Below are 24,905 nucleotides of genomic sequence, written 5' to 3' on the forward strand. Positions count from 1 at the left end.
AATCAGGTGTGGGTTGCTTGGGTAGCTCTTGGTCCCGGCCCCGAGGCATGAAGGCCATCGGGGTCGGCGTCTTGGGCCGGGGCGGCGGCGGGGGTGCCCGAGTCGACGTCTTGGCCGAGGGCGGCGTCGGGGCTCTGGTCCAGCCGGGTGCGTCGTCGTGAGACCGCCGATTGGATTGCCAGCGCACCGGTGAGTAGCAGCGTCGATGCCCCGAAGATCAGCGTGGACACCGCATTTACCTGAGGGCTGATGGTGCGTCGGAGCTGGCCGAAGACTTCGATGGGCAAAGTGGTCGCGCCCGGACCGCTCACGAAGAAGGTGATCACGAAGTTGTCCAGCGAGAGGGTGAACGCCAGCAGCGCCCCGCCGAGCACGCCGGGCATGATCGACGGCAGCGTCACCTTCCAGAAGGTTGTCCAGGCGTTGGCGCCGAGGTCTTGAGCGGCCTCCTCCAACGCCGGGTCGAGGGTACGCAGGCTGGCCCGCACCACCAGGGCCACGAAGGCGGTGCAGAAGGCGACGTGGGCGATGATGATCGTGGGCCGTCCCATCCGGATGGCGTCTTGGGCATCGCGGCCCAAGATGTCGTTGAGGCGGCCCAGCGTGAGGGAGAAGAAGGCCAGCAGCGCCACCCCGGTCACGATTTCCGGGGCGATGACCGGCAGGTACACCACCTGCTGGGCTGCGGTTCGGCCCCGGAAGACCCGCCGGTCGAGGGCCAGCGACAGCATGGTTCCAAACACCACGGCGATCGCGGTGGAGACGATGGCGATGAACAGCGAGTTCCAGGTGGCCGTTATCAGCCGCTCGTTGTCGGCCAGCGCCGAGTACCACTCGGTGGTGAAGCCGGCCCAGCGGCCTCCGGTGCGGGCCTGGTTGAACGAGAACAGCACCAGAACCGCGACCGGTAGGTAGAAGAACGCGTACACCAGCGCCGACGCCGACCCGATCGCCAGCTTCGGCACCCGCTCGCCGGGACGGCTGCGGCTCACAGCCCGGCTGGGGCTTCTCGTAGCGCTTCCAGCGCGTACGCCCGCACGGCTGCGGCTCACAGAAGCTGCTCCTGGTCGCGGCGGCCCACTGTCGCATACAGGCCGGCCAGGGTGATCACGCTGAACAGGGCGGCAATGGCCGCGCCCAGCGGCCAGTTGAACGCCTCTCCGAACTGGAGCTCGAGCAGGTTGGCGATCATGTTGGTCTTGCCGCCGCCCAAAAGGGTAGGGACCAGGTATTGCGACACCGAGAGCACGAAGACCATGACCCCGCCCACGATCAGGCCCGGCTTGACCATGGGCACGAACACGTCGGCAAACACCTGCGGAGGACGGGCGCCCAGGTCGCGGGCGGCTTCCATCTGCGCTCGATCGACTCGCTCGGAGGCCGCGTACAGCGGCAGCACCATGAACGGCAGCGCGGTGTAGACCAGCCCGAGGATCACCGCGAAACGGGTGTTCAAGAACACGATCCGGTCCATGCCGAGCGTCTCCAGGAAGTTGTTGACCGGCCCGGTGTTCGCCAGCAGGAACCGGATGGCATAGGTGCGCACCAGCATCGACGTCCAAAACGGGATCATCACCGCGATGAGCAGGGCGTTCTTGGTGACCGTGCTGTGGCGCGACGAGATGAAAACGGCCAGCGGCAGGGCGAGGGTTATGCAGATGATCGTGGCCAGCACCGACCACACCACCGACCGGGCGAAGACCGCGGTGTAGTTGTTGTACGCACTGGCCAGGTGGTTGATCGCCACCAGTCCGCCGAACAGCCCGGCCAATGCCAGGCTCCGGGAGATGCGACGGCCCAGATAGCGGGCGGCCGCAATAGCCGGGACCGAGGCTGCCGCGGTGGCGGCAATGCCCCGCACCGCGGCCGAGCCGATGGTGCCCCAGCCTGCGGTGGACCGTCGGCCCTTGGCCACGATCTGGTCCCAAGAGTCGAAGGTCGCCTCCCAGACCACGCCGCCGCCGAGCTTGGGGGTGAGGAGCGAGTAGACCACGATCAGCACGCCCGGGACCACATAGGCCACCGAGATCCACAGCAGGCCAGGGGCCAGCAGCGGGACGACGCGGCGCCGGGCACGAGCTTGCTTGGCCATCATTCCACCAGGCACGCGGTGCCGTGCCTCCACCCGGCGTCCACCTTGTCGCCGGGCCGCAGAAGTCCGAAGGGGTGGGTGCCGGCCTCGTTGTAGCGGGTGGCCACCAATTCCGAACCGTCGGTGAGGCGGACGGTGCCGCGGGTGGAGTCGCCCAAGAACAGCAGCTCGCGCAGCTCGCCGACCACCACTGCGTGGTTGCCGGGGTCGATATCGCCCTCGGGGGCGAGCACCACGCGCTGGGGCCGAATGGCGATGACCACCTGTGCTCCCGGCGCCAGGCTGTCGGCCCCCACCGGCGCACAGGTCAACCGGTCCCCCGACGGCAGCAGCACCTCGGTGCGGGCGCCGTCGCCCCCCGCCACCGTCGCCTCCAGCATGTTCACCTCGCCGATGAACTCGGCCACAAAACGCGACGCAGGCCGCTCGTAGATCTCGACCGGGGTGCCGAGCTGGTGGATGCGTCCCTCGTTCATCACCGCGATCCGATCGCTCATCGTGATGGCCTCGGTCTGGTCGTGGGTCACGAACACGAAGGTCATGCCCAAGTCGTCGTGGAGGCGGGTCAGCTCGAACCGCATGGCTTGGCGGAGCTTGAGATCGAGGGCGCTGAGAGGCTCGTCGAGCAGCAGCACGTCGGGCTCGTTGACGATTGCCCGGGCCAGCGCCACCCGCTGCTGTTGGCCGCCGGAGAGCTGCCCCGGGTAGCGGGACCGGAAGTCGGAGAGCTGTACGAGGTTGAGCGCTTCCCGCACCCTGTTCTCAATGGTCTGCTTGTGTCGCCGCTTCACCCGCAACCCGAAGGCCACGTTGTCGGCCACCGTCATGTGGCCGAACAGGGCGTAGCTCTGGAAGACGGAGTTGACGGTGCGGCGGTGGGCGGGGGTGTCGGTCACATCGCGGCCGCTGATGAACACCCGCCCTTCGGTGGGGTATTCGAACCCTGAGATCATCCGGAGAGTGGTGGTCTTGCCGCACCCCGATGGTCCGAGAAGGGAGATGAACTCGCCAGCCTCGACTTCGAGATCGACGGCGTCAACGGCCAAGGTCTCGCCGAAGCGCTTGGTCACCTGGCGCAATGAGACCGTGCCCTGCTCATGGTGCGGTTCCACCATTTCCGGCATCGTAAGCCCGGCCAGTAGATAAATCAAAGAGATATTTTATATGCAAGCCATAGAGATTGATTATGCAAAAGAGTCGCTCCGACCCTGTGATGGCCGGCGCTTGGCGGCCTATTGCCGGGGCAGTACCAGCGATGACCGGGCGAAGGCAGAGAAGACGTCGAGGGCACGGGGAGGCTTGTCATCCACCCGCCGGGCAAGGCCCAATCCCAGAGGGGGAATCTTGCTCCGGAGGCGAACATAGGCGACTCGGCTGCCGTCTTGGGCGACATCAGTGGCCGGCAACAGGTTGAGCAGCGAAAATCCGAATCCGTTGCCCACCAGCGTTCGAACCAGCGAGATGTCGGCGTGGCTGGCTGCGGGGTGGTAGGCCACACCGGTGGCGAGGAACAGGGACAGGAAGTACTCGCGGCTCAACGGGAGATCGAGCAGGATGTAAGGATCGCCGGCCAGGGCTTCGAGACCGATCTCCGCTTCTTCAGCAAGACGGTGGGAAGAACTGACCACCGCATGGGCCTCCACGTCGAGAATGCGCTCGAAATCCACTCCTCGGCCCAGTTCGATGTCGTAGGTGATGGCCGCATGCACAGCCCCGGTTCGCAGCCAGTCCAACAGCTCATCCTGGGTTCCCGTGCGAATCTCTACGGCGATGTCGGGATGGCGCTCGCGGAACCTGCGCACCAGCGATGGGATCACGATGGGCGCCACAGTCACCAGCGATCCGACCGTCACTCGCCCCGAGTCGTCCGACACCGCCGCAGACATGCGAGCTTCGAGCTCGGCGGCCCGAGACAGGGTGGCCCGGGCCTCCGCCATCAACAAATCGCCCTCTGGAGTGAGCGAAACGCCCTGGCCGCGGTGTCGAACCAGAAGACTGACCCCCAACATCCGCTCCAGATTCCGGATGGAAGTCGACAAGCCGGGCTGGGAAATGCCGATCGCCGCCGCGGCCTCGGTCATCGAGCCGTGCTCGGCAACAGCCACAAAGTTCTCAAGCTCCCTGAGAGCGACACGCCTCTTCATCTGCGAACAATGCGGAATCGCCGGCAGCGCCCCGCAGTGCTCACCTTTGCCCCCAGTGGCTACGGCGCTTGACCAGCACGATCCGCTCCAGTTCGCACACCACGTCGCCGTGCTGGTTGCGGCCCCAGTGCTTGAAGCGCACCATCCCGGCGTCGTCGCGTTTGGGGTCGTCGGAAACGTCGAGCACTTCGGTGTAGGCGGTGATGGTGTCGCCGTGGTGTACCGGCACCTTGAACCGCACGGCGTCGAGGCCCAGCTCGCAGAGGGCGTTCTCGGCGGTGTCCTGGCTGGCCAGCCCCACCGTCATCGAGCCGGTGATCAGCCCGAACACCAGCCGGCCGTCGCCCAGGGGCGAGCCGGCCATGATCTCCTCGTTCCAGTGCCCTTGGGCCGTGTTCATCACCTGCTTGGAGATGTAGTTGTTCTCCACCTCGTCAATGGTGGCCGACCTCCCATGGCGCATGCGCTGGCCCACCGCGAAGTCCTCGAAGTAGTTGCCCGATCCGGTGAGCGTTGAAGGAGCGTCCATCGTGTTCGTCTATCTCAATTGGGGAGGGGGCAGCAGGTGGTCGGAGACGATGCGCTGCATGATCTCGCCGGCGTCCGCGTTGGCAGCCACCTGGTACATGAGGGCTCGGCAGGCCTCGAGCTCCGATGCCATCTTGGCGATCTTGAACCGGGTCACCTGGAAGTCGCCGATGGGCCGCCCGAACTGCTCCCGCTCGTCGGTGCGGTAGGGCGCCGGGATCGGCGGGCGGGGGTCCACCAGGGTTCGGGCCATCGTCAATCCCGCGGGGCCCGGCGCCGCTTGGCCACCAGGTTGGTGCGCCGGTAATCGAGCACCAGTTCGCCCCGCTGGTTGCGGGCCTCGGTGTGCCAGGTGACGATCCCGGTGCTCGGCCTGCTGGTGGACTCCCGGGCCTCGAGCACCCGGGAGCCAGCCGTGAGCGTGTCGCCCGGGTACACCGGCTGGTGGAACCTCACTTCCTCCATGCCCAAAAACGGCCCCCCCGTTTCGCTCAAGTCCTCCACTGACAGGCCGACCACGGTACACAGCACCAGCATCGGGTTCACCACCACGTCGGGATGGCCGTGGGCTCGGGCGAACTCCGCGTTGAGGTGCATGGGGTTCCAGTTGCAGGTCGCGGTGGAGAACAGCGCATTGTCGCCGTCGGTGATGGTGCGTCCCCAGTGGTGGTCGAACGTCCGGCCCTCCGGGAAATCCTCGAACTGGTTGCCGTGGGGAACCAGCGCAAAGCTGTCGAAATCGGGCTCGCCCATCAGCCTCCGACGCTAACAACCTGCCCCCAAACCGACAAGCAGCCATTGGCGCGTTGCCGTCGAAGCCAGGGCACGCGACCTGATCGACCCGCTTCCGGCGCCCGACGAGCGACTGCCCCTGCCCTCGGTGCGCGAGCGGGAGCACGATGTGCATGTGGACATCCGCCGAGGCTGGCTGATAGCAGAGGTGATAGAAGGGCTCGACCACTGCGGCCATGCCCCGCTGTATTCCGAGCTTGTGTGACGCAGTCGTGGCCGCTTAGGCCTTCTGGAGGAGCCAGAGGCCGACCACGCTGTAGAAGACCATGACCAACAGCATGGGGCGCTGGGCCCAGATGGCCTCACTGGCGTCGCTGGTCTCCACCGCCCGGTCGTGGGCCACCAGCACCGCGGCGATGTGGCCGATCACGATCGCTGAGAACTGCACCCAGGCGATGGCATCGGTGGACACCAGGAAGAAATTCACTGCCCAGTCGGACGTTCCGAACCAGTTGGAGCCGCGGTCGAACGGGTTCGACAGCAGGCGCAGGAAGTTCTGCCCGCCGTCGAGCACCAGAAGCGAGAAATAGTGGGCCACCGTGTAGCCCAACACGATGGGCACCAGGGAGTGGGCGAAGCGCCGGGCCACTTCGGAGGCCTGCTGCTCGGTGAACCAGCCCACGGCCAGCGACCCCAGGTAGTAGAGCGCCGCCATGATGGCGATGACGACGATCATTCCCAGGGTGTTGATGCCGGTGGCGGTCCAACCCCGGTGGGTGCCCACCAGATCGGGCCACAGGGTGCTGCCGGCCAGCGAGTCGAACGTGGTGCCACCCAGCACCACCAATAGCACGGCCAGCAGGTCGAGGCGGGGGGCAATGGTTGCCAGCCCCGACAGCGGCGCCCGCAGCCGCACCGCGCCGGTTTCGTCTCGGTACAGCGGCGACATCTGGGCCAGCAGCGAGAACAGCACCCCGAACCCGTCGGCTTGGCGCAGCCAGCGCCGCCCGTACACCGCCGATCCGCCGACCATCCCCAGCGTGTAGGCGATCATGGCCCCGCCCACCGCCTCATTGGTGGTGCCGTCGTGGTAGCAGAGCTCGAAGAACAGAAACCATCCCAGTGCGAGCACCGCGGGCCAGTGGCCGCCGGGGATCTCATCGGTGTCTTCGATCTGGGGTAGGCCCAGCTTGCCCGCGGCCCACTCGATGGCCGCGGCGATGGTCTCGAACGGGTTGAGCACCCGCCATACATCGCCGAACACTGCCGCCACCATCGCCATCCCCACCCACAGGGCCACATAGACCGTGAGGGGGCCGAACCGCTGGCTTCCCACCGCGGCACCGCTCACGCTGCTGGCCAGGGCCAGCACGAACAACGCCAGCGACGCCAATCGGGCCGGCACTGCCACCACATCCAGCAGCCGGCCGAGGGCCGTCCCCAGACTCCGGCCCGATGCGGCCGCCGGCAGCCAGGCCCGATGCCAGAAGAAGCTCAAGCTGACGAAGGTGGCCATGAGGGCCACAGCCGCGCCGACGCCGAACAGATAGAACGGCAGGGGCAGATCGCCCCGCGACCCCACCCCGTGGGCCAGCACGGTGTTCAGCATGGTCACAATGGGATCATCCCACCTGGAGCTCCATAACCAGATCACCGCGGTGGTGGGACTCCACCTCGAAGATGCCGGGGATGTTGGCCTCGAACGTGATAGATCCGGGCTGTCCGGGAGCGAAGGGCACGATCAGGTCGTAGCCGTGGATGTGGAGTTCGTCGGTGGTATCGCCGTTCACGACAATGGTGACGTCGTCTCCAGCGTCGATCCGATAACGCTGAACCCCATCCACCGGCTTGCTACCGGCCACCTCCACTTCGATGGTGGTGCCCGCGCTGTCGTCCATGGGCATCAGGTCGTGTCCACCGGTGCTGTCGTCGTTGCCGCAGGCGGTGGCCAGCAAGCCGAGAATGGCCAGCAGGCCAATCAAGTAGGTTGCGCCTCTCCGGGTGATTCTCATCTCATGCTCACTGGACTGGTGTGGTGACTTCGGGGACGTCGTTGGAAGCCGAGTTGACCAGGCGCGATACCTCGTAGACCTCCAGGGCATCATCGGGGTAAGGCTCGAGGAGCTGTGTCAGGGCATCGCTGTCATCGATAGCGGTGTCAAGCCAGATGTCCTCTGCTCCTTCGGCCAGGATGACCGGCATTCGATGGTGGATCGGTTTGAGCACTTCGTTTGCCGCGGTGGTGATGATGGCGCACGATGGGATGCGGTTGCCCTCGGGATCTGTCCATATTGACCACAGTCCGGGGAAGGCGAAGGGCTCACCGGATCGCATGACGATTCTCATCGGGCGCTTGATATCGCCCACCTTCTGCCACTCATAGAAGCCGTCGGCGGGCACCAGGCACCGCCGGTTCTTCAGCGACCCGCGGAAAGTGGGCTTCTCGGCCACCGTTTCGGCCCGGGCGTTGATGAGGGGGCGGCTAGAGGATCCGTCCTTGGACCACGATGGGATGAGCCCCCAACGCATGAAACCGGCTCGCCGAGTGTCGCCGCCGATTACGGTCAGCACCTGCTGGGTGGGAGAGACGTTGTAGCGCGGCGCGAAATCGCCTCGGTCGCCGTCGAATTCGAACCGCTGGGCCAACTCTTGCAGGCTAGCGGTCAGGCTGTACCGGCCACACATCTCGGTCTCATTATGGGTCTGAACGGGGGCGTCATTCCTGGCCGTCGAGTTCGGCGATGATATCTTCGGTGTGCTCGCCGAGCTTGGAGGCGGGGCCGGTACACCCCAGTTTCGGTTTGGGCGAACCGGATGGGCGTGTTGGGGGTGATCACGGGGCGGGCCGAGCCGGGGTGCTCCACCGCCACCAGCATCTTGCGGGCCTTCACGTGGGGGTCGTGGTACAGGTCGGCGAACGTACACCACATCTTTTGCCGTCTCTAACCATCCCCTTGACAGATTCTGGCTCGCAGTCAAGCATGGGCCGGTGACCATTGAGGGAGTTGCGGCCCTAGAGGTCTTCCACAAGAGGATCGTCGAGGTAACCCGAACGCTCACCGATGCCGAGTGGATGGCGCCGTCGGCGTGTCCGGGGTGGCGGGTGCGAGATGTGATCGCCCACATCGGAGCAGGCGCCCGCAGCGTGATCGACCCGCTCCCGGTGCCCGAAGACCGGCTGCCTCTGCCCGCCAATCGGGAGCGGGAGCACGACGTGCATGTGGACATCCGACGAAGCTGGACCATCGCCGAGGTGGTGGACGAGTTCGAGCGCTTTGGCGCTGAGCGGCTGGAGCGGCTGCCCGGGCTCCAAGAAGAGCCGCTGGCCTCCACCGAGATTGAGATTCCCGGGCTGGGCACCTATCCCATGCACGCCGCGGCCAACGGGCTGTCGTTCGACTGCTTCTGCCACCTGTACCACGACATCGTCGCACCCGGCGGCCCGATCCGGCGGGAGCTGCCCGCGCCGGCCCACGAGGAGATGCTGCCGGTGGTTCAGTGGATGATGTGGGGGTTGCCCCAGATGCAGGGCCCGGAGCTGGACGACTCCCTGCTGGCACCGATCACCATCAGCTTCACCGGCCCCGGCGAAAGCGCATGGACGGTGCGAAGGCCCGACCCCCAAGGCGGGCTGGTCGTGGAGTCCGGCTGGGGAGCAGAGGTTGTGGTCACCTCGTCGGCGGTGGATTTCGTGTCGTGGGGCACGGGCCGCTCCGCGTGGCATGCGGCTTGCGATGTGGATGGCGACAGGGCGGTGGCAACTGCCTTCTTGTCCACCTTGGACATCGTTTGAGCTCGAACAACAACCCGATGACTGTCACCGCTCCCGACCCTGCTGCATTTGCCGCGGCCTGCGCCGCCGACGGCGAGATGCGCTTGGCGGTCCACTACTGGACCGGCGGGCTGCGCCTGGGCATCGCCGGATCCACCCACACCGAGGTGGCCGACGTTGGGCACTTCCCGATGCAGGAGAACCCCGAGGTCTTCATCAGATACCTGCTGCCGATACTGGACCAGATCGAAGCTCGGGCAAACTGACCGAGGAAGAACAGGAGAAGGTTATGGGAGCTCAAGTCGAGAGAAGGCCGGTGGTGGTCACCGGCGGTGGCAGCGGAATCGGAGCGGCGCTGGCACTGGAAGCCGCCGGCCGCGGCGCTAGCCATGTCGCAGTCACAGACGTGGACCTTGAGGCTGCCCAGGCCGTGGCCGAGAGCATCGCCGCCCAGGGCGGCACCGCGGCGGCCCACCGGTGCGACGTGACCGACGCGGCGGGGATGGAAGATCTAGCCCAAGCCATCGCTGCCGACCACGGCATCCCAGGTCTGGTGTGCGCCAACGCAGGAGTGATGTCGGCAATGGCGCCGCTGTTGGATGCCGCTTCGAGCGATGCCGAGTGGGTGGTCAGGGTCAACGTGTTGGGCACGATAAACACACTCCAGAGCTTCGGTCGGCTCATGTCCGCCGGCCAAGAACAGGGCTGGCTCATGGCCACCGGCTCGGAGCACTCTGTGGGCGTTCCCCACGCCAACTCCGGTCCCTACACCGCATCAAAGCACGCGGTGCTGGGAATGTGCGATGTTCTGCGAGTCGAACTGCCCGATCACGTTGGGATAAGCGTTGTTTGCCCCGGCCTCACCGCAAGCCTTCTATGGAATGCCACCCGCCAGCGTCCCGAACGCTTCGGCGGCAGCGCGGACAACGATCCAGGCGCAGGAGCATTTATGGAGCAGATGGGGATGAGCGCCGAAGCCGTCGCCCAGCGGGCCTTCGACGGAATCGCCGCGGGCCACTTTCTGATCCCCACTCACTACCATGCCCGGGCCTACGCCGAACAGCGAGCCGACGACATGGCCGAGGCCTACGACCGGCTGTCTGAAATCGACACCGCCGACTACGACCTCAACAGAACCGTCACCCAGTTCTTGGAGCAACTCGCCGACTGATGCGGCCCGGCGCGTACCGCGGCTCAGCTAGGGCCTGGGCCTCGGGAGTGGCCACCACGGCGGTCGGCTCGGAAACGGCCTCGATCCCTACCGATTGCTCCGTAGTTGGCCGAGCAGAGATAGGGAATACACATCGGCCATTTGGTCTAGCGTGGCGGAAATTGTCATTACGGGAGGTGTTTCGTGGCGGGAATGTTGAGAGTCCCGTTGCTTCAACTTGTTCGCGTCCTCGGCGAGGAGCGGTATGACGTCATCCTGGCCTTGTGTACAGCCATGGTGGCGCTGTCGGCCACCGGTGTCGATGCGCTGACGGCGACTGCGGGCATCGTCGGTTTGGCTCTCATCACCGGAACGCTCATCGAGTCGTCTGCACTGGCCGTGGGCCGGGTCAAGGCATGGGCGCTGCTGGCCGGGTTTGGTGCCGCCACCGCGATTGAGCTTGCTGTGACGGGCCAAGGCAATGCCCGCATCGGCCCGGCCATCTTGCTGGCGATAGGCATCGTCGCCGCGGTCACCATCTCCAGGCAGGTGCTGTCGCGGCCCCTGCCCGACACCACCTCGATAGCGGCCTCGGCGTGCGCCTACCTGCTCATCGGGTACTCGTTTGCCAGCCTCTACATACTGATCGACCGCATCGCCGCCGACCCGTTCTTGTCGTCGGGCGAAGCGCTCACTCCTGAATCGGCCGTCTACTTCAGCTTCGTCACCCTGACCACGCTCGGCTTCGGCGACCTCACCCCGGCGGCATCAAGCGGCCGGACGCTGGTAACCCTGGAGGCCATGGCCGGACAGTTCTACATCGCCATCGCCGTAGCCCGACTGGTAGCCGGAATGGCAACCAACAAAAAAGACGCCTGAGCAACCCCGCCGCTGGCTAACCGTGTTTGGGGATGGGGGCATAGTGAGTGCAGCAACAGCATCAGATACCGTGCTAGCACAGCATTTAGTGTCGTTTCGCGCTAGAATCCCCGGATGTCCTCTGTCTACCGGCCTCGTCTGGTTGATGGCCTGCTTGACGAATACCTGGCAGAGTTTCCGGCGGTGATGCTTGTCGGGCCGCGCGCCTGCGGGAAGACCACCACCGCCGCTCGCCACGCCGCCACCGTGATGAGACTCGACACTGAACAGGGTTCCGACGCGTTGCGCGCCGACCCCGATGCCGCCTTGCGCAACCGGGCCGAGCCGGTGCTGCTCGACGAGTGGCAGGAGGTCCCGGCCGTTATGGGAGCGGTGAAGCGCGCCGTGGACTCCGAGCGGCGACCAGGGCGATTCCTCATCACCGGCTCGGCACGCTCCAACACCGATGAGCGGCTGTGGCCCGGCACCGGACGCGTTGTGATGCTGGCCATGCATCCCCTGACAGTGGCCGAGGCTTTGGGCACACCTCCCCGCCCCTTCATTGACCGTGTCGCAGCAGGAGAGGGGCTTGTGGGTGCCGACCCGCCGCTCGATGTGGCGGACTATCTGGGCCTGGCGCTTCTAGGTGGCTTCCCGGAACCCGCGCTCGATCTCGGCGAGGCTGGCGCTCAGCGCTGGCTGGCCAGCTACGCCGATCAGGTGGCCCTTCGAGACGCCCGCTCCCACGGTCTCGCGCCTGATTCACTTCGGCTGCGCAGGTATCTGGAGGCGCTGGCGATCAACTCAGCCGGTACCCCCCAGCACAAGACCATCTATGAGGCGGCTGGGGTCGACCGCCGCACGGCTCAATCCTATGAGCAGCTTCTCAGCGACCTGGTTGTGGTCGACCACCTCGGCGCATGGTCCACGAACCGGCTCAAGCGTCTGAGCCGCACCCCCAAACGGTATTTGGTGGACTCAGGGCTGATGGCCGGAATCCTCGAGGTGGGCCGTGAAGATGCCTTGGGCGATGGCGTGCTAACCGGCGCCCTGATCGACACCTTCGTTGTCGCCCAGCTTCGGGCCGAGGCGGCCGTGGCCGATATGCGCTATCGGCTCTCGCACTTGCGAGACCACAACGGTCGGCGAGAAGTCGATGTGATCGCCGAACTGCCCCGGGGACGCCTGATCGGCATCGAGGTCAAAGCCGCGGCCGGCGTGCGCCGAAGCGACGCCCGCCACCTGATGTGGCTCCGGGACAGCGTGGGCGAATCGTTCGTAGCCGGTGTAGTGCTCCACACTGGCTACGACACCATCGAACTCGACGACCGGATCGTCGCCGCCCCAATCTCAACACTCTGGACTGCGAACGGGACCCAGTGAGCAGACGGCGCAGGGGCTAGCGGCGGAAGCGGAGGGCCCGGGATCGACGGCGAGTGGCGATCTGGGCGGCGCGCTGCTGGGGGGCCACGAAGCTGAAGATGCCGTCGGCATCAACGTCGAAGTCGTCGCTGGAGCGCTCCGCGGTGATCCCCATGTCGCCCTGGTGCATCTCCCCATGCGCGCTCCGCACCACGAACAGCGCCCCCGGCGGCAGCTACCCGTCCACCCGGTAGACGTGGTCGGCGCTGACCACCGCTCATTTTGCGGTCCGGTTAGGGGCCGAGTGCGGTGATGGGGGCGACTTGCACGCCGTCGGGGCGGCGGTAGGCGGCGCCGGTGGGGGTTATCACCAACAGGGCCGCCATGCTGGCTGTGCGCTGGCGGGTCGTCTTCTGCTTGAGGCGGAGCAGCGTTTTGGCGGCGCTGTCGATGACTTTGGGGCTGGTGTTGAGCTTAACTTCGGCGGCGACCCATGAGCCGTCGGCGCGTTCGATGATGGCGTCGGCCTCCAGCCCGCCGCTGTCGCGGTAGTGGAAGACGGTGGCGCGCTGCGCTTGGCTGTAGATGCGGAGATCGCGCACAGCCAGCGATTCGAGCAAGCAGCCGAAAGCCGTAAGGTCGGACATCAGCCGCTCAGGGGTGGCCCCCAGCATGGCAGCAGCCAATGAGGGATCGGCGAAGTGCCGCTTGGCCTCTTTCCGCAGGGTGGCCTTCGACCGGAGGCTCACCGCCCAGGCAGGCTGGTCCTCGACAACGAAGATGCGGCGCAAAGCGTCTAGGTAGGCGGCAACGGTATTGCGGGCCGGGGGATGGCCGATGTCCATGTCGGCCGCCAGCTTGGTCGTCTTGGCCTCGGTGGCCACGTTGAGGGAGATCGACGCCAAGAGCCGCCGCACCATGGTCGGGTCGTGCCTCACGCCGTTGCCGGAGGGGATGTCAACGCGGGCGATCTCATTGGCATAGTCGCCCACCGACGCCAAGGCGTCATCCTCGCTATGGCCGAGGTTCTGGGGCCAGCCGCCGACGCATATCGCAGTGGCGATGTCTCGCAAGCGCACCGCCTCGTCTCGCAGACAGGAGACGGCTTCGCCGTCGAACAGCTTCTCCAGCGAGACGATTCCGGTCGATTGCCCTGTCTCCCATAAAGACATCGGCCGCAGCAGAACCCGGCTGATGCGACCGGTACCGGTGTGGCGGGTCACATCGTCTTGCGGAACGGCCGAACCGGTGAGTATGAACTGGCCGGGCTCAGGCCGGTCATCGCACTCCCGGCGCACCCTGTTCCACAGGTGCGGGGCGTTCTGCCACTCGTCCAGCAGCCGGGGAGTAGCTCCTCGAAGCACCTCCACAGGATCAGCCGAAGCCAGCAAAAGCGCCGCCTCGTCGTCAAGGCGGACCTCGCTGCGGGCGAAGTGCCGCGCCATCCAAGTCTTGCCGCACCCCCGCACCCCCTCAATGAGGACCGCCCCCCGCCTGCGAAGCGCGCTCTCGACTTCTCGGCCCGCGATGCGGGGCAAATACCCGGGCATCGTGAGCGTGGCAGCCACCTCAGCCATAGATCGCATCCCCGCTTCCCTAGAGCATTACAAAGCGTTTTGGGCACAAATGATAGCGCACTCTGCTAAATTCTCATAACGCGTTCTGAAGGTGAATGACCGCGCGTTGATCGCCCCCCCCCCCTTACGTTGTTGGGTGGTCTCTAGCGTGGGAGTGTTGGGGGCTGGTTGCTCGCCGCGGCGGGTAGGGCTTTGTCCCCCTGTCGTTTGAGGGCTCGGGGGGTGGTGCCGCCCGCTGCGGGGGGCGTCTGGGACCTCTGACAGGTCTGATCGCCCAGCAGGAGGCTCTATTGAACGCCTACCGCTGCGAATTCGGCGTGGACCTCCAGCTAGCTGTGGTGGTTCAGGGCATGTGCAAGGGATGAGTCAAGACATGTGCAAGGTTAGGGGGCCGCGATTGTGGCGCCATGTCGAAGCGGCGCGCAGCAATCCTGTCGGTGGTGCTCGAGGGGCGGACCCAGGCCGAAACAGCCAGGCACCACGGAGTCTCTGAGTCGACGGTGTCGCGCTGGGTCGCCCGATACCGCGCCGAGGGCGACGCCGCTTTCGAGGCCCGGTCACGGCGCCTCGCCGAGCGCGGCCTCGTCGACGCCAACCCCAAAAAGCGGCCCAAGTCCTCCTATGTGCGGTTCGCCACCGACCTGCCCAACGAGTGCCGGCAGTCCGACTTCTGCCTCTGGCGCCTCTCAGACGGCTCGACTGTCGAGGTCATCACCTGGCTCGACGACTGCTCCCGCTACGCGCTGTCGGTCACCGCCCACCGGCGCATCACCGGCCCCATCGCCGCCGCCGCCCCCACTCCGCCATCGGCATGGTCCCATCCATAGAATACGAACTCACCCACACCCCCAATCCCCACAACCAACCTCTCCACGATTAGGGGGGAAGCTCAGTCGCTTCCTGAGGGTTCCGACCGGTCCCCTGTGTGCTGGCAACCGGTTCCGACCGGTGCGGCATAGCAGAGTGGTGGACATGGAAACTGACATTTGTGATCGCCGCAATGCGCTCTTGACCCGCCGTCAGGTGGAGGCGCTCTGCCGCCTGTCTACTAGCTCGATCTACAGGTTCATGCGCGATGGACTGTTTCCCGAACCGATCCGCGTGGGGCGGCGCGCCGTACGCTGGTATGCATCAGAGATTGACGCATGGCTCGCCTCACGGCCACGCGCCACCGGCGACCAGCACTGAGGCTCAACCCCAGAACTCACCACCTGATGCGATGCCCGCCTCCCTGGAACGGGTGGGCCTTTGGCACCGTTGCTCTGGGACCCGTTGCGCTGATGTGGCGATGCCATCACACAATGGATTCCGATGTCTTGAATGGTGGCACCTAGGCTGTTTTGCGCGTGCGGATTTCTACTGAAGAGCTGTCGAGTGCGGCGCCGCTTCGTTGGGTTGAGGTTGATTCGGGGCCTGATCGGTTCGATTTGTTCCATCATCTGGAGTCTGTTGGAGGCGGGCATATTCTGCGCCGCCTCTATAACGGGCCTGATGTTCCGATCCAGCTTGTTGCGACGACTGATGGCATTTCGTGGGCCGAGCTTCGGGTTCCTCGCGGGTTCCAGTTGGCTGATCTCGATTCTCGTGCGGCCGCCAGCGTGGACTTGTCCGGCGATCGGTGGGTGATCTATGGCCGAGATGTCTACAGCGAGACACCGGGCCCGTTCCAGATTGCCCGGTCTCCCCAGCAGGACTGGTGTGGTGACCGGGTTTGGTTCTCGGATGATCGTGGTGACTCGTGGGTCGAGATTGACGTGGAGTTGCCCCTTCGCGCTGAGCCGTTGCCGCCGTTCGTGACCGAGGAATCCGAGGTGCTTGAGGCAGTGGCATCGGGCTCACAAGTTGTGGTTGTCATTCGATGCCGCACCGAGTTGGACTTCGAAGCTCTCTTGGTCGACCGGGGCTTGCGGCCCGAGGGAACGACGCTCATGAACTGGTCGATGACAGACGACGGCGTTGCTTTGGAGTTCGTGTCCAAAAGCTCCTCTAGCCGGATGCGAGAGGAGCGGTTCGCGTCGTTTGGCGCCCTGGGTCTGTGTGCTGAGCAGCAGGATGTGCTGTCGGCCCGTGGACGGGCGGTGATCAGGGTCTACTCCGGCAGCGGCTCGGTCGCCGAGCAGCAGGCCGAGCACCATCAGTGGGCGTGGAACGTCACGGGGGCGGGCGCAAACGAGGGTTTTGTTCTGGGCGCGCAAGGCAGTCGGGATGCGCTGCTTTGCTCTCGGGACGGAAGAGACTGGACCACGGAGCCCTTGGGCGAAGTAATGCAGTGGGCAGACGGACGAGGTGGCAGGCTTTGGGCCGCAAGTGCTGTTGTCGGGGGAATCCGGATCGACTGCATCAGCTGTGGAGATGGCAGAACTCCAGCTGCTTTCCTAGACGGCATCGAAGACCTCAAGAGCTTCTCTTCGGGGCCGGCCGGGTTGGCCGCTGCTGTTTTGCCCGCCGACAAGGCCAATCGCACAGCCTCCGACGGGTCGGTCTCGGCGGGCAACATCTGGGTGGGCTGGTCCGCTGACGGCAGCGAGTGGGGATGGCAGCGATCTGTTGAGGCATTCGGAATCGACCCTCACAAGGTGCTCGATTTGGAACTGGCTGCAGGAGGGGATTTCATCCTTGCCAGAGTGCGGGCAACGGGCATCTCAAGGGCGGCACCCGCCGACCGAGGCGCCGGCAATCGATTGCGCCCTGGCTTTCGCGGGGGGTTTACTCGATTGCCCGAGCCCCGGTGCTTTCTCGTCCGAGTGCCTTGAACAGTGGCGTTCAGGCGCTTTCACCTCCCCGGGCGTTCCTCATCTGACCCTGGCGATGAACCAGCGCGGGGGTTGGGGAGAAGAGCTCGTGCTTGTCGACCGGCCGTCTTCGCCGGGCAGTGCGTCGGAACCATCGGGGCCGTAGGTCCGGATGTCGCTGGCCCGGTAGGTCACCACTTGGGCGATCACGAAATCGCCGCCGACGGCCACATTGACGCTGGTGAACGCGTTCTCTTCTGCGGTGAGGCCGGTGAGGCCGAAGGCGTCGGGAAATGTCTGCCACGCCCAGTTGGTGCCGTCGGCCGACCAGCCCACCACTGGTCCAGGCCGCTCGAGTCGGGCGGCCAGATCGGTTGCGGGGTCGCCGAAAGCGCTCATTATCCACAGGAACAGCTCCTCGCGGCTGAACGCCACGAGGTCGTCGCCGGTGTCGGGGTCCAAGAATACAATCAGGTCGTCGAAGTTGTCGCCGTTGTCGCCGACTTCAACCTGCCGCACGCCTTCGGGCAGCGGGTTCTCCTCGTCGAAATCATCCAGGTCGAATACGTATACCGCGGCGTCTTGCGACAAGTCCCACAGGGTGATGCCGCCTTCAGGCTCGTTGTAGCGCAGCTCGTAGCCGTCCTTTTCAATCCGCAATTCAGGGAAAGTTAGGGATCCGATGGGCGTCCCCGGCTGGGCTACGGCGGCGACGCCCGCGGGACCGACTGACAGGCCGCTGATCCAGCTGATGCCGCCGGGGAGGGTCGCCACCGGAGCAGGACCGAAAACGCCGGGGAAGCGCTCCACGCGGAGCGGGCCGTAGGACGGGTCGGTGGTCCAGATCACCCCCGAATCACCCGTGCTGAACGCGGTGCCCTCAAAGTCCCCAACCTCGACGGGACTCTCGCTCCACTGGCGGCCATCGGGTGAGAACAGGCGGATGCTCCGTTCATCGCCGAACAGGGTCAGATAGAAGCCATCGGACGCGCCATAGCCGGTCGCATCCCAGCTCGGATACTCGGCCACCAGCTCAGCAGGGCCGCCGTCGCTGAAGAAGACGCCGAGGCGGAGAAGAACCACGTTGGGGGGACGAAACGGCTGGTCTTGGGGCTCGGCAGCATCGGGTGGCGCGGGAAACCACGCGGCCACCACCATGCGTTCTCCGGCAGCCATCGCGGCGACTGACCCCGAAACGCCATCGGGGGCATCGGCGCTGAAGTCCAGCTCAGTCCACGAGGCCCCTCGGTCGTCGGAGAAGAAGACCTGAACGGCGGGGACCTCGACGGGCTCCGCGCTGTCCAGGACCAGTCCCGAGACCAGCCAGCGGCTGCCGCCGACGTCGATGTGCCGGGGAAGGAAGCTGTCGGACGGCATGGGGACCTCAGCCCAGTCCACGCCGTTCTTGGTGACCATCACCCGGTTGTCACCGGGACGAAGCGTTGACAACAGCACCCGCCCGTCGCCGACCGACTCGAGTCGGATCAACTCGTCCCAATCCGGGCCGAGAGCCTCATCAGGATCGAACGCTGTCCAGGTGAGCGCCGGCCCGGTGGAGATTGCCTCGGGAGTGCCCGCGGGAGCGAATTCGGGCACATCCGACTCGGCAGCGGGAGCGGGCGGAGTCGCCGCCTCCTCTTCGATAGCGTCAGCAGGCACGCTCTGCGCCGGAGAGGGAATGGGTGGGGCAGTGGGATCAACCGCATCCTCGCCAACGAGCCAGTTGCTTAGATCGTCGCTTATGTCGGCGGGAACTTCAGGAAATGGTGGTTCAGACTCGTTGTCTACAAGCGGGAATACAATTCCCCGTTCCGGATGGTCAAGGATCCAACCTTGCGGCGTGGTGAAGTACCACTCGTTGCCGTCGGCCCGAGTGTTGTGCCAAACGCCTTCGAGGGGATCGTTGTTTGGCTGTAGGTAAATGACACTTTGAGAACCGATAGGCAGTATGGAGCGCAATTGCTCGACATCCGAGTCCATTGGCCTGGGCACCTGAACGAAATATCTTGTCTTGTCGCCTGCATCAAACTCGAGGTTGAGGGTCACGCCTTCAGGTTCAGTCTCAGAAGCGCCAAAAAAGCGGCCGTTCTCGACATCAATCAGCGTGGCTTCAACGACGATTGTTGAGCGCTCGGCCAGATCCTCGACAGTGGCGGCTGGATTGTATTCGATAGCGAATGACTGAAAGTACAAATCGTAGGTATAGGCAAATGCTTCATCAGTATCGGTACTGGTACCGCATGCAACCGCCATCAAAGATGCGATGGTGACTGCAAGACCTCGAAGCAAGCGATAGTGAATTCGGAGACTAGCCAGCTTCTGAGTTGTCGAGGTTGTGCGCATCAGGGAGTCCACATGAACGCGTCTGCGAGCAGGGCGCCGCCGCCGGGTCCGTACTCGGCGCCGCCGACGACCATGGTCGCATCATTTATTGACGCGGCTCGGCGTGCAATGAACGTTTGATTGTTGGGATCGTTTGAGCCCGGGTCGGATTCGGGGTCGAGCGGTGGGAGGTCGAACCACTCATCGGTGGTGGCATCAAAGAACGGGCCTCTCGTGCTTCGGGCGACCAGGTCGGTGTCCGAGACGCCGCCGTTGACCCAGATGCCCTTGCGGCCCTGTCCTGGCGCTTTCGGGAGCTCGCTCCACTCGTTGGCGGTCGTGTCGAATACCGCACCGTAGGGTATGCATCGGTCGAAGTTGTTGTTGGTGCCGCCGTCGGCGCAGCCGAGAACCGGCGCGATCAACCGATGCCCATCGACCAATTCCGGGCCGGGGCCAATTGTGTCAGCGGTCGGCAGGGCGGGCCAGGCACCGTTTTGGTATCGGGCGGCTCGGGTGTAGGAAGGCCCGTCGGCGCCGCCGGGAGAGTCAACCAGCGCCTTGTCGAAGAGAAAGAGCGCTTCGCCATTCCACACCATCGATCGATTGAAGCCAGGGCCGAGGGGATCGTCGGGCAATTCCCTCCACGACTCGAGCGCGGGGTCAAATTCCCAGTCCGGCGCCGTCCCGTTCTCATCGGTCGTTGCATACAACACGATTTTGTCGCCGACGGCGGCAATTGACCACGAACCGTGCGGGAAGGCCTCAAACGGCAGGCCGACCTTGTTCCAGGCGTCGTCGCCCATGTGGTAGGACACCAGCTCGCGCCTCACCGCCCCGAAGCCTCGGGTGAGGGCGAACACCTGGTCGCCGACCACAGCAGTGTTGGCAAGGAGCGTCGCAACCGGCAGGTCCGCGATCGGACGCCACTCGTTCAACGAGCGATCGAAAGCCGCCCCATCAGCAAAGGCGACCGAGTCGCCGATACTGCAATCAGCGCCTGGGGGGCACAAGTAGTCAGTGCCGCCGAACACGATCACCTGGTCCCCGACGCCGACAACGTTCGCATCGTCTCGGCCACTCAACGGTGGGTCGGGCAGCCTCACCCAGCCGCCGCGATCGGCCAGATCAATCGGCATGTCCGGACCGCAACAGGCCAAGCCCAGCACCGCCGCACAGAGAATTCTTAGGCTGAACCTCACAGCACCCACGATAATTTGACGACCACCGACCACGGTCGGTTCCAGGGCATGCCCACAACCGCTCCAATCCCACCAAAGGAGCGTCTTGCAGTCCCGCTATATGTCATCGATTCTCTGTCAAGAAGAAGCTGGTGTACGTTCAGGAGTTGCAAACTCCTCACTTGCCGCTCAGCCCGCCTTGGCGATGAACCAGCGCGAGGGATGCGGGATTTCGCAAGTGGAGGTGGAAGTCGGCGCAGATGCAGCGGGAGCTCTCCTTTCGAACGAATCGGCCGGGAGTGCAGATTCACACGCCTGGACATCCATGGTTTGAATCAATTTGATAAGAGCGACGGCATAGTCGTCTCCGACGGCAAGATCGACGTCGGAGACCTCAATCCCACCGTTGGCGAGCCCTGTGAGGTTGAAGGCGTCGGCCACGGTCTGCCACTGCCAGTTGGTCCCGTCTTTTGACCAGCCGATCCATTTCCCAGCCTTGTCGAACTCGGTCAGCTCGCCGGAATCCGCCGCAATGTCCAACGCAGTGTCTGGATCGGCGAGCGCGAGTATGCCCGCTGGGCCCACGGCCAGCGCTTCGACCGAGCTGACTCCATCGGGGATGGGAAGCACCTGGTCTGGGCCCCAGACACCGTCGAAACGCTCCACCCGGTACTGCCCGCCCACACCGCCAGTTGACCAAAGGAGCCCCTCCGGATTCTCGCCGATCTGGTAGTTCTCGAAATCGGCAGTAGTCGCGCTCCAATGGCGCCCGTCAGGCGAGAAGACCAACAAGTCGTCTTCGGAACCCGCCGGGGATCCGAAGACGACGAACAGGCGGAAGCCGTCGGCTGCGCCATAGCCGTACGCATGCAGTCCGCCCGGGTAGTCGGCCACCAGCTCGGGGGAGCCCCCGTCGCTGTAGAAGACCAAGAGGCGGCTGCCGATCGGATCAGACAGCATTGCTGACTCATCTCCGGTCAGCTCAAAGCTGTCGGGCGCCGAAGAGCCTTCCACCGTGAACGTCAACGTGGTTCCCTCCACGCTTGTGGCAATGACCTCCTCCTCGTCATGGACAAAGCCCCGAGCCACAATCAGCTCGGTCAAAGCCAGCTTGTCCTGCTTGACCGCCAACACCATGCGCTCCTGAGAAACCATGGCTGCTACCAACAAACGGGGTCTGGGGCCTGCGCCGGCGCGGAAGTCCAACTCGGCCCAGTCGGTGCCCTGGTCGTCGGAGAAGAATGCCCGCGTGACGGGCTTCGACCCACTCTGGTCGCGGCCGGCGACCAGCCAGCGGTCTCCGGCGATGTCGATGCTGTCGAGCCGGTCGAGGGCAGCCGGCAAGGGAACCTCGGACCAACTCGACCCGTCGCCAGAAACCAGCGCCGAGTGCCGGCCTGAGGCAAAGGCCCGGGCGATCACCCGCCCGTCGCCCACCGGCTCGATGGAATTGATCTCGGCGTGATTCGGCCCGAACACGCCGAGGGGATCGAACTCGACCCATTTGAGCGCTGACCCGGAGGAAACGCCCTCAGAGACGGCTGCTCTGCTGTCCGCGCGGCTGAAAGCGTCTTCGGGCGCGGCCGGCGAATCGGCCACGATTACCTCGCTGGATCCCGATGAGCCGCACCCTGTGAGCCCGCCAGTCAAGAGGCCAAGGGCGGCGGCGACAAGAGTCGCCGCTCGGATATTCCCCCTTGGGCGTTCATTGCTCAGACCAGTCTTCCATGCCCCATTGGCTGGCTTGTGGCCCTTCATTTGCTCGCTGCACTTTGGGCCTGTGACGGTCATGGCACCCCGTCCTGATCGTGTGTTCTGGGCGGTGTCCAGCCTTCTTGATGGCTGTCCAGAAGCCGGTCGAGTTCCATGTGGCACCACTCGTCGGTGCGCAGCCTCCAGCCGTTGTCCTCGACCGCGGCTTTGCGGCCGTAGGTCAGTCCCCACTGCCCGCGGGGCATCGTGATGTCCCAGCGCACCGCGTCGTCGGTCGATGTTGACGCCCTGATTGTGTAGGGCGCGGTCGGCAGGGGGCTCAGGCTCGCCCGCAGGGCCGCGCCGGGCGTTGGGAACCCCTCGTCGGGCGGTTCGGGCACCTCGTGTTCGGCCGCCGATGTCATTGGGCATTCCGAGAAGGCGGCCGGCGCCTGAAGCTCTTCGTGCTCGCGGGCCACGTTTTGCTTGACGGTGGCGCTGTTGCTGTCGCTGGTCAGGCACCATCGGGCGTGTTCGATCTGCCACAGCCCGCCGCCGACGCGGCGGGCCTGCACAGTGCCGAGGTGTATAGTGCCGTCGGAGTCCTCGATTGCGATCCGCCATTTGTCGTACCCGTGGCCGCGCTCGGCGACCTTGATGTCATAGAGGGGCTCTGACAGATCCCCGAGTTGGGCCAGCAGCGCCCCGTTGGCGGTCTCGAAACCCCCAGCATTGGACCTGCCGGCACTGTCGATGCCAGGAACCTCAGGCGTGTCATCGCTGGCGAATGACGACCCGGCGAGACACGGGAACGAATCGCGCCACTCCACCGACATCGCCGGATCGCCCGTCGCTGTCAGGGGTTTGGGCGGGAAGTGGAGCCCGTCGTACACCCAGCGCTCGCCCAGCGGCCGCGAGAGTTCGACGCTCACCGCTGCGGACGGGTTGTCCGGGCAGGTGGCCATTCCTGCGACGGGCACCACGGCAAAGGCCACCAGCACGGCTTCGCCGGTCTCGATGACCTGGGGGCCTCTGAGCGCGTCTCCCATCACGCGGCTGCTGGCGCATCCCTGCTCGGTAACCAGCACATCAATGGTGGTGTCGGCGGGACCGGGCATCGAGTCGATGTCGAGTTGCACCTCGACGCGGGCAAGCCCGGGCGGCAACGGGATCACCGGCTCGCACGGCAGGCCCGAAGCATGCCCCGAGAAGATCCACCGGTCGCCGCGCCGCTCGACGCCGGCGACACCGAAGCTGTCGCCCCACAGGGCCGCGAACGTGGCGCTGTGGTCGTTGATGCTGATCACGACCCATCGACCCCGCGGCAAATGCTCGTCCACATCGGCGTCCAACTCGGCCCGCAGCGCGTCCACCGCCGGATGGTGAACCTCGTCGATGGATGGCGGGTCGATCAACTGCGAGTAACGCACCACAGGAGTTCCCGCACACGACACCAGAGGATCCTCCACAGCCAGATCCGGGATCACGTCCAACGGCCCCGCCGGGGGCTGCGGTGTGCGGGTGACATCCACGCACAGCGCCGATTGGTCCGGCACCCGCTCCGCGATCTCGGCCAGCGCGCCCACCGGCGGGTTCACCAGATAAAGGGTCACCCGCTGGCGCTTGATGTCGTATCCCGTGCCGTCCAGACCGAATCCGTTCCAGTCCTCCCGCGAGATGGACTCCCAGATCTCGTCCCGCATGGCTTCCACCTCCAGTTCGCTGAACCGGGCCTGCACCACGTCGATCACCACGTCGTCGCGCTCGCCCAGAGGCCGGTGATCGGTGATCGGCGGACGCGGGTCCACGGCGGGGTAGTCGTCGGGGGAGGGGCGCCGGGCCAAGATCGCGGCCCGGTGCGGCTCGGGGTCGTCGGTGAAAGCGATCATCAGCACCCCACCGCTGTCACGGTCGGTCCACCGCCCGGCGTGTGTGTCAGGGTGCTCCATCGCATAGGTGGCCAACACGCCCTTGACGATCGGATCGGCATTCCGGGTGGCACCGAGGGTGCCCTCGAGTCGCGACCTCAGCTCCGGCACATCCTCGCAATTCGCCAAACCGGCCGGAACGTCGGGCCCATCCTGCGGCCCGGCCCCCAACGGTGCGGGCTCGACCCCACCAACCACCACATCGCCGGAGCCCGCCCCGCCACAGCCCACCGCGAGCACCGCCGCGGCCAAGAACACCGCCAACACCCTCACACCCATTTAGACGACCCGGCCTCCCCCCGAGTTCCCCTCCCGCCGCGCCGCAGCCTCCCCCCACGTCATCCGGACCTGAGAGAGCGAATCACAAGCACCAAGCCACACCTGCACCCAAGAAGAGAGCAAGAAACCCTCCAGAACGCCAGCGATCATGCCGTGCAGAAACTGGCACCACCCGAGCAGCTGACAGTTCCGGACTCCGCGAACAGGCCGGGGATGACACCGCAGGCCTGCAAGACCTCGAAAGAAGCCTCCAACAGACACCGAATCTGGCAGCAGTCCGACTATGCAGGCGGGGGTTCAGCCGGGAGCTCCTGGGAGCCCAGCCTCAGTGCGGTGGAAGGTGCTATCCGAGCGATCTCAGCCACCGTGCGGAGGCTGTAGCCCGCAGCGAGAGCTGACTGGACGGCCTTGGCCCGCACCCACTTGGCGCGGTCCAGCCACCCCTGGGCCTTGCGCACCAATTCGGCGCTGTCGTCCAATGCGGCAATGACCGGGACCGTCGGGTCTGTCAGGAATTTTGTGTATCGGGCGTGATCTGAGGGTCCGCGGCCGGGTG

The 24,905-nt window shown here is 65.5% G+C and carries 24 protein-coding genes and 1 pseudogene; 8 read left to right on the plus strand and 17 right to left on the minus strand.

Features of this window, described 5'->3' with window-relative positions; all coding sequences use genetic code 11:
* Nucleotides 1-2: 2 nt before the first annotated feature.
* The 10 genes and pseudogenes from OXG30_09800 to OXG30_09845 form a co-directional block, all read right to left on the minus strand.
* Nucleotides 3-992: an ABC transporter permease gene (locus OXG30_09800; GenBank protein ID MCY4135189.1), complete on the minus strand. Its 990-nt coding sequence runs from the start codon at nt 990-992 to the stop codon at nt 3-5.
* Nucleotides 993-1,048: 56 nt separating this feature from the next.
* Nucleotides 1,049-2,125: an ABC transporter permease gene (locus OXG30_09805; protein ID MCY4135190.1), complete on the minus strand. Its 1,077-nt coding sequence runs from the start codon at nt 2,123-2,125 to the stop codon at nt 1,049-1,051.
* A complete protein-coding gene (locus OXG30_09810) occupies nt 2,092-3,207 on the minus strand; it encodes an ABC transporter ATP-binding protein (protein MCY4135191.1) in 1,116 nt (371 codons plus the stop codon). The genes OXG30_09805 and OXG30_09810 overlap by 34 nt, the downstream gene beginning before the upstream one ends.
* A 117-nt stretch (nt 3,208-3,324) precedes the next feature.
* On the minus strand, nt 3,325-4,236 hold the full coding sequence (locus OXG30_09815; GenBank protein MCY4135192.1) for a LysR substrate-binding domain-containing protein: 912 nt from the start codon (nt 4,234-4,236) through the stop codon (nt 3,325-3,327).
* A 40-nt stretch (nt 4,237-4,276) separates the two neighbouring features.
* Entirely contained in the window at nt 4,277-4,765 is a 489-nt protein-coding gene (locus OXG30_09820) for a MaoC family dehydratase (GenBank protein ID MCY4135193.1), read from the minus strand.
* 66 nt (nt 4,766-4,831) lie between these two features.
* Nucleotides 4,832-4,960, minus strand: a pseudogene (locus tag OXG30_09825) (acyl-CoA dehydrogenase family protein).
* Between the two features lie 59 nt (nt 4,961-5,019).
* Complete coding sequence (locus OXG30_09830; GenBank protein MCY4135194.1) at nt 5,020-5,517, minus strand: MaoC family dehydratase; 498 nt, start codon at nt 5,515-5,517, stop codon at nt 5,020-5,022.
* Between the two features lie 259 nt (nt 5,518-5,776).
* Nucleotides 5,777-7,111, minus strand: a complete 1,335-nt coding sequence (locus tag OXG30_09835) for a hypothetical protein (GenBank protein MCY4135195.1) — start codon at nt 7,109-7,111, stop codon at nt 5,777-5,779.
* A 7-nt stretch (nt 7,112-7,118) separates the two neighbouring features.
* On the minus strand, nt 7,119-7,508 hold the full coding sequence (locus OXG30_09840; protein MCY4135196.1) for a hypothetical protein: 390 nt from the start codon (nt 7,506-7,508) through the stop codon (nt 7,119-7,121).
* Nucleotides 7,509-7,515: 7 nt separating this feature from the next.
* On the minus strand, nt 7,516-8,181 hold the full coding sequence (locus OXG30_09845) for an SOS response-associated peptidase (GenBank protein MCY4135197.1): 666 nt from the start codon (nt 8,179-8,181) through the stop codon (nt 7,516-7,518).
* 304 nt (nt 8,182-8,485) lie between these two features.
* Between OXG30_09845 and OXG30_09850 the strand changes: the two genes are divergently transcribed.
* From OXG30_09850 to OXG30_09870, 5 genes are all read left to right on the plus strand, one after another.
* Nucleotides 8,486-9,289 carry a maleylpyruvate isomerase family mycothiol-dependent enzyme gene (locus OXG30_09850; GenBank protein ID MCY4135198.1) on the plus strand — a complete coding sequence of 268 codons (804 nt, stop codon included), beginning with the start codon at nt 8,486-8,488 and terminating at the stop codon, nt 9,287-9,289.
* Nucleotides 9,290-9,306: 17 nt separating this feature from the next.
* On the plus strand, nt 9,307-9,534 hold the full coding sequence (locus tag OXG30_09855) for a hypothetical protein (GenBank protein ID MCY4135199.1): 228 nt from the start codon (nt 9,307-9,309) through the stop codon (nt 9,532-9,534).
* A gap of 23 nt (nt 9,535-9,557) precedes the next feature.
* Complete coding sequence (locus OXG30_09860; GenBank protein ID MCY4135200.1) at nt 9,558-10,439, plus strand: SDR family NAD(P)-dependent oxidoreductase; 882 nt, start codon at nt 9,558-9,560, stop codon at nt 10,437-10,439.
* 207 nt (nt 10,440-10,646) lie between these two features.
* Entirely contained in the window at nt 10,647-11,297 is a 651-nt protein-coding gene (locus tag OXG30_09865) for a potassium channel family protein (protein ID MCY4135201.1), read from the plus strand.
* 114 nt (nt 11,298-11,411) lie between these two features.
* Complete coding sequence (locus OXG30_09870; GenBank protein MCY4135202.1) at nt 11,412-12,659, plus strand: DUF4143 domain-containing protein; 1,248 nt, start codon at nt 11,412-11,414, stop codon at nt 12,657-12,659.
* Nucleotides 12,660-12,675: 16 nt separating this feature from the next.
* On the opposite strand, the gene OXG30_09875 is transcribed toward OXG30_09870, so the two are convergent.
* Nucleotides 12,676-12,852, minus strand: a complete 177-nt coding sequence (locus tag OXG30_09875; protein MCY4135203.1) for a hypothetical protein — start codon at nt 12,850-12,852, stop codon at nt 12,676-12,678.
* A gap of 79 nt (nt 12,853-12,931) precedes the next feature.
* Nucleotides 12,932-14,215 (minus strand): DUF4143 domain-containing protein, encoded by a 1,284-nt coding sequence (locus tag OXG30_09880; protein MCY4135204.1) that lies wholly within the window; start codon nt 14,213-14,215, stop codon nt 12,932-12,934.
* A gap of 407 nt (nt 14,216-14,622) precedes the next feature.
* Here OXG30_09880 and OXG30_09885 point away from each other — a divergent pair, with 407 nt between their 5' ends.
* From OXG30_09885 to OXG30_09895, 3 genes are all read left to right on the plus strand, one after another.
* On the plus strand, nt 14,623-15,042 hold the full coding sequence (locus tag OXG30_09885) for a helix-turn-helix domain-containing protein (protein MCY4135205.1): 420 nt from the start codon (nt 14,623-14,625) through the stop codon (nt 15,040-15,042).
* 145 nt (nt 15,043-15,187) lie between these two features.
* Nucleotides 15,188-15,403: an AlpA family phage regulatory protein gene (locus OXG30_09890; protein MCY4135206.1), complete on the plus strand. Its 216-nt coding sequence runs from the start codon at nt 15,188-15,190 to the stop codon at nt 15,401-15,403.
* Nucleotides 15,404-15,780: 377 nt separating this feature from the next.
* Nucleotides 15,781-16,968, plus strand: a complete 1,188-nt coding sequence (locus OXG30_09895; protein MCY4135207.1) for a hypothetical protein — start codon at nt 15,781-15,783, stop codon at nt 16,966-16,968.
* Between the two features lie 39 nt (nt 16,969-17,007).
* On the opposite strand, the gene OXG30_09900 is transcribed toward OXG30_09895, so the two are convergent.
* From OXG30_09900 to OXG30_09920, 5 genes are all read right to left on the minus strand, one after another.
* Nucleotides 17,008-19,140: a hypothetical protein gene (locus tag OXG30_09900; GenBank protein MCY4135208.1), complete on the minus strand. Its 2,133-nt coding sequence runs from the start codon at nt 19,138-19,140 to the stop codon at nt 17,008-17,010.
* A gap of 149 nt (nt 19,141-19,289) precedes the next feature.
* Nucleotides 19,290-20,309 (minus strand): hypothetical protein, encoded by a 1,020-nt coding sequence (locus tag OXG30_09905; GenBank protein ID MCY4135209.1) that lies wholly within the window; start codon nt 20,307-20,309, stop codon nt 19,290-19,292.
* A 330-nt stretch (nt 20,310-20,639) separates the two neighbouring features.
* Complete coding sequence (locus OXG30_09910; GenBank protein MCY4135210.1) at nt 20,640-22,049, minus strand: hypothetical protein; 1,410 nt, start codon at nt 22,047-22,049, stop codon at nt 20,640-20,642.
* A gap of 188 nt (nt 22,050-22,237) precedes the next feature.
* On the minus strand, nt 22,238-24,349 hold the full coding sequence (locus OXG30_09915) for a hypothetical protein (protein ID MCY4135211.1): 2,112 nt from the start codon (nt 24,347-24,349) through the stop codon (nt 22,238-22,240).
* 281 nt (nt 24,350-24,630) lie between these two features.
* The coding region (locus OXG30_09920) for a hypothetical protein (GenBank protein ID MCY4135212.1) at nt 24,631-24,905 on the minus strand (275 nt) is incomplete at its 5' end.

The sequence above is a fragment of the bacterium genome, from assembly GCA_026708015.1.
Classification (GTDB): Bacteria; Actinomycetota; Acidimicrobiia; order Acidimicrobiales; family Bin134; genus Poriferisocius.

Bases quoted from the DNA above. Each gene is read 5' to 3' on its own strand.
- OXG30_09810 (MCY4135191.1), bottom strand. From the start codon at position 3,207: ATGGTGGAACCGCACCATGAGCAGGGCACGGTCTCATTGCGCCAGGTG.
- OXG30_09880 (MCY4135204.1), bottom strand. From the start codon at position 14,215: ATGGCTGAGGTGGCTGCCACGCTCACGATGCCCGGGTATTTGCCCCGC.
- OXG30_09830 (MCY4135194.1), bottom strand. From the start codon at position 5,517: ATGGGCGAGCCCGATTTCGACAGCTTTGCGCTGGTTCCCCACGGCAAC.
- OXG30_09915 (MCY4135211.1), bottom strand. From the start codon at position 24,349: ATGGGTGTGAGGGTGTTGGCGGTGTTCTTGGCCGCGGCGGTGCTCGCG.
- OXG30_09855 (MCY4135199.1), top strand. From the start codon at position 9,307: ATGACTGTCACCGCTCCCGACCCTGCTGCATTTGCCGCGGCCTGCGCC.
- OXG30_09870 (MCY4135202.1), top strand. From the start codon at position 11,412: ATGTCCTCTGTCTACCGGCCTCGTCTGGTTGATGGCCTGCTTGACGAA.
- OXG30_09840 (MCY4135196.1), bottom strand. From the start codon at position 7,508: ATGAGAATCACCCGGAGAGGCGCAACCTACTTGATTGGCCTGCTGGCC.
- OXG30_09885 (MCY4135205.1), top strand. From the start codon at position 14,623: ATGTCGAAGCGGCGCGCAGCAATCCTGTCGGTGGTGCTCGAGGGGCGG.
- OXG30_09860 (MCY4135200.1), top strand. From the start codon at position 9,558: ATGGGAGCTCAAGTCGAGAGAAGGCCGGTGGTGGTCACCGGCGGTGGC.
- OXG30_09845 (MCY4135197.1), bottom strand. From the start codon at position 8,181: ATGTGTGGCCGGTACAGCCTGACCGCTAGCCTGCAAGAGTTGGCCCAG.
- OXG30_09890 (MCY4135206.1), top strand. From the start codon at position 15,188: ATGGAAACTGACATTTGTGATCGCCGCAATGCGCTCTTGACCCGCCGT.
- OXG30_09815 (MCY4135192.1), bottom strand. From the start codon at position 4,236: ATGAAGAGGCGTGTCGCTCTCAGGGAGCTTGAGAACTTTGTGGCTGTT.
- OXG30_09820 (MCY4135193.1), bottom strand. From the start codon at position 4,765: ATGGACGCTCCTTCAACGCTCACCGGATCGGGCAACTACTTCGAGGAC.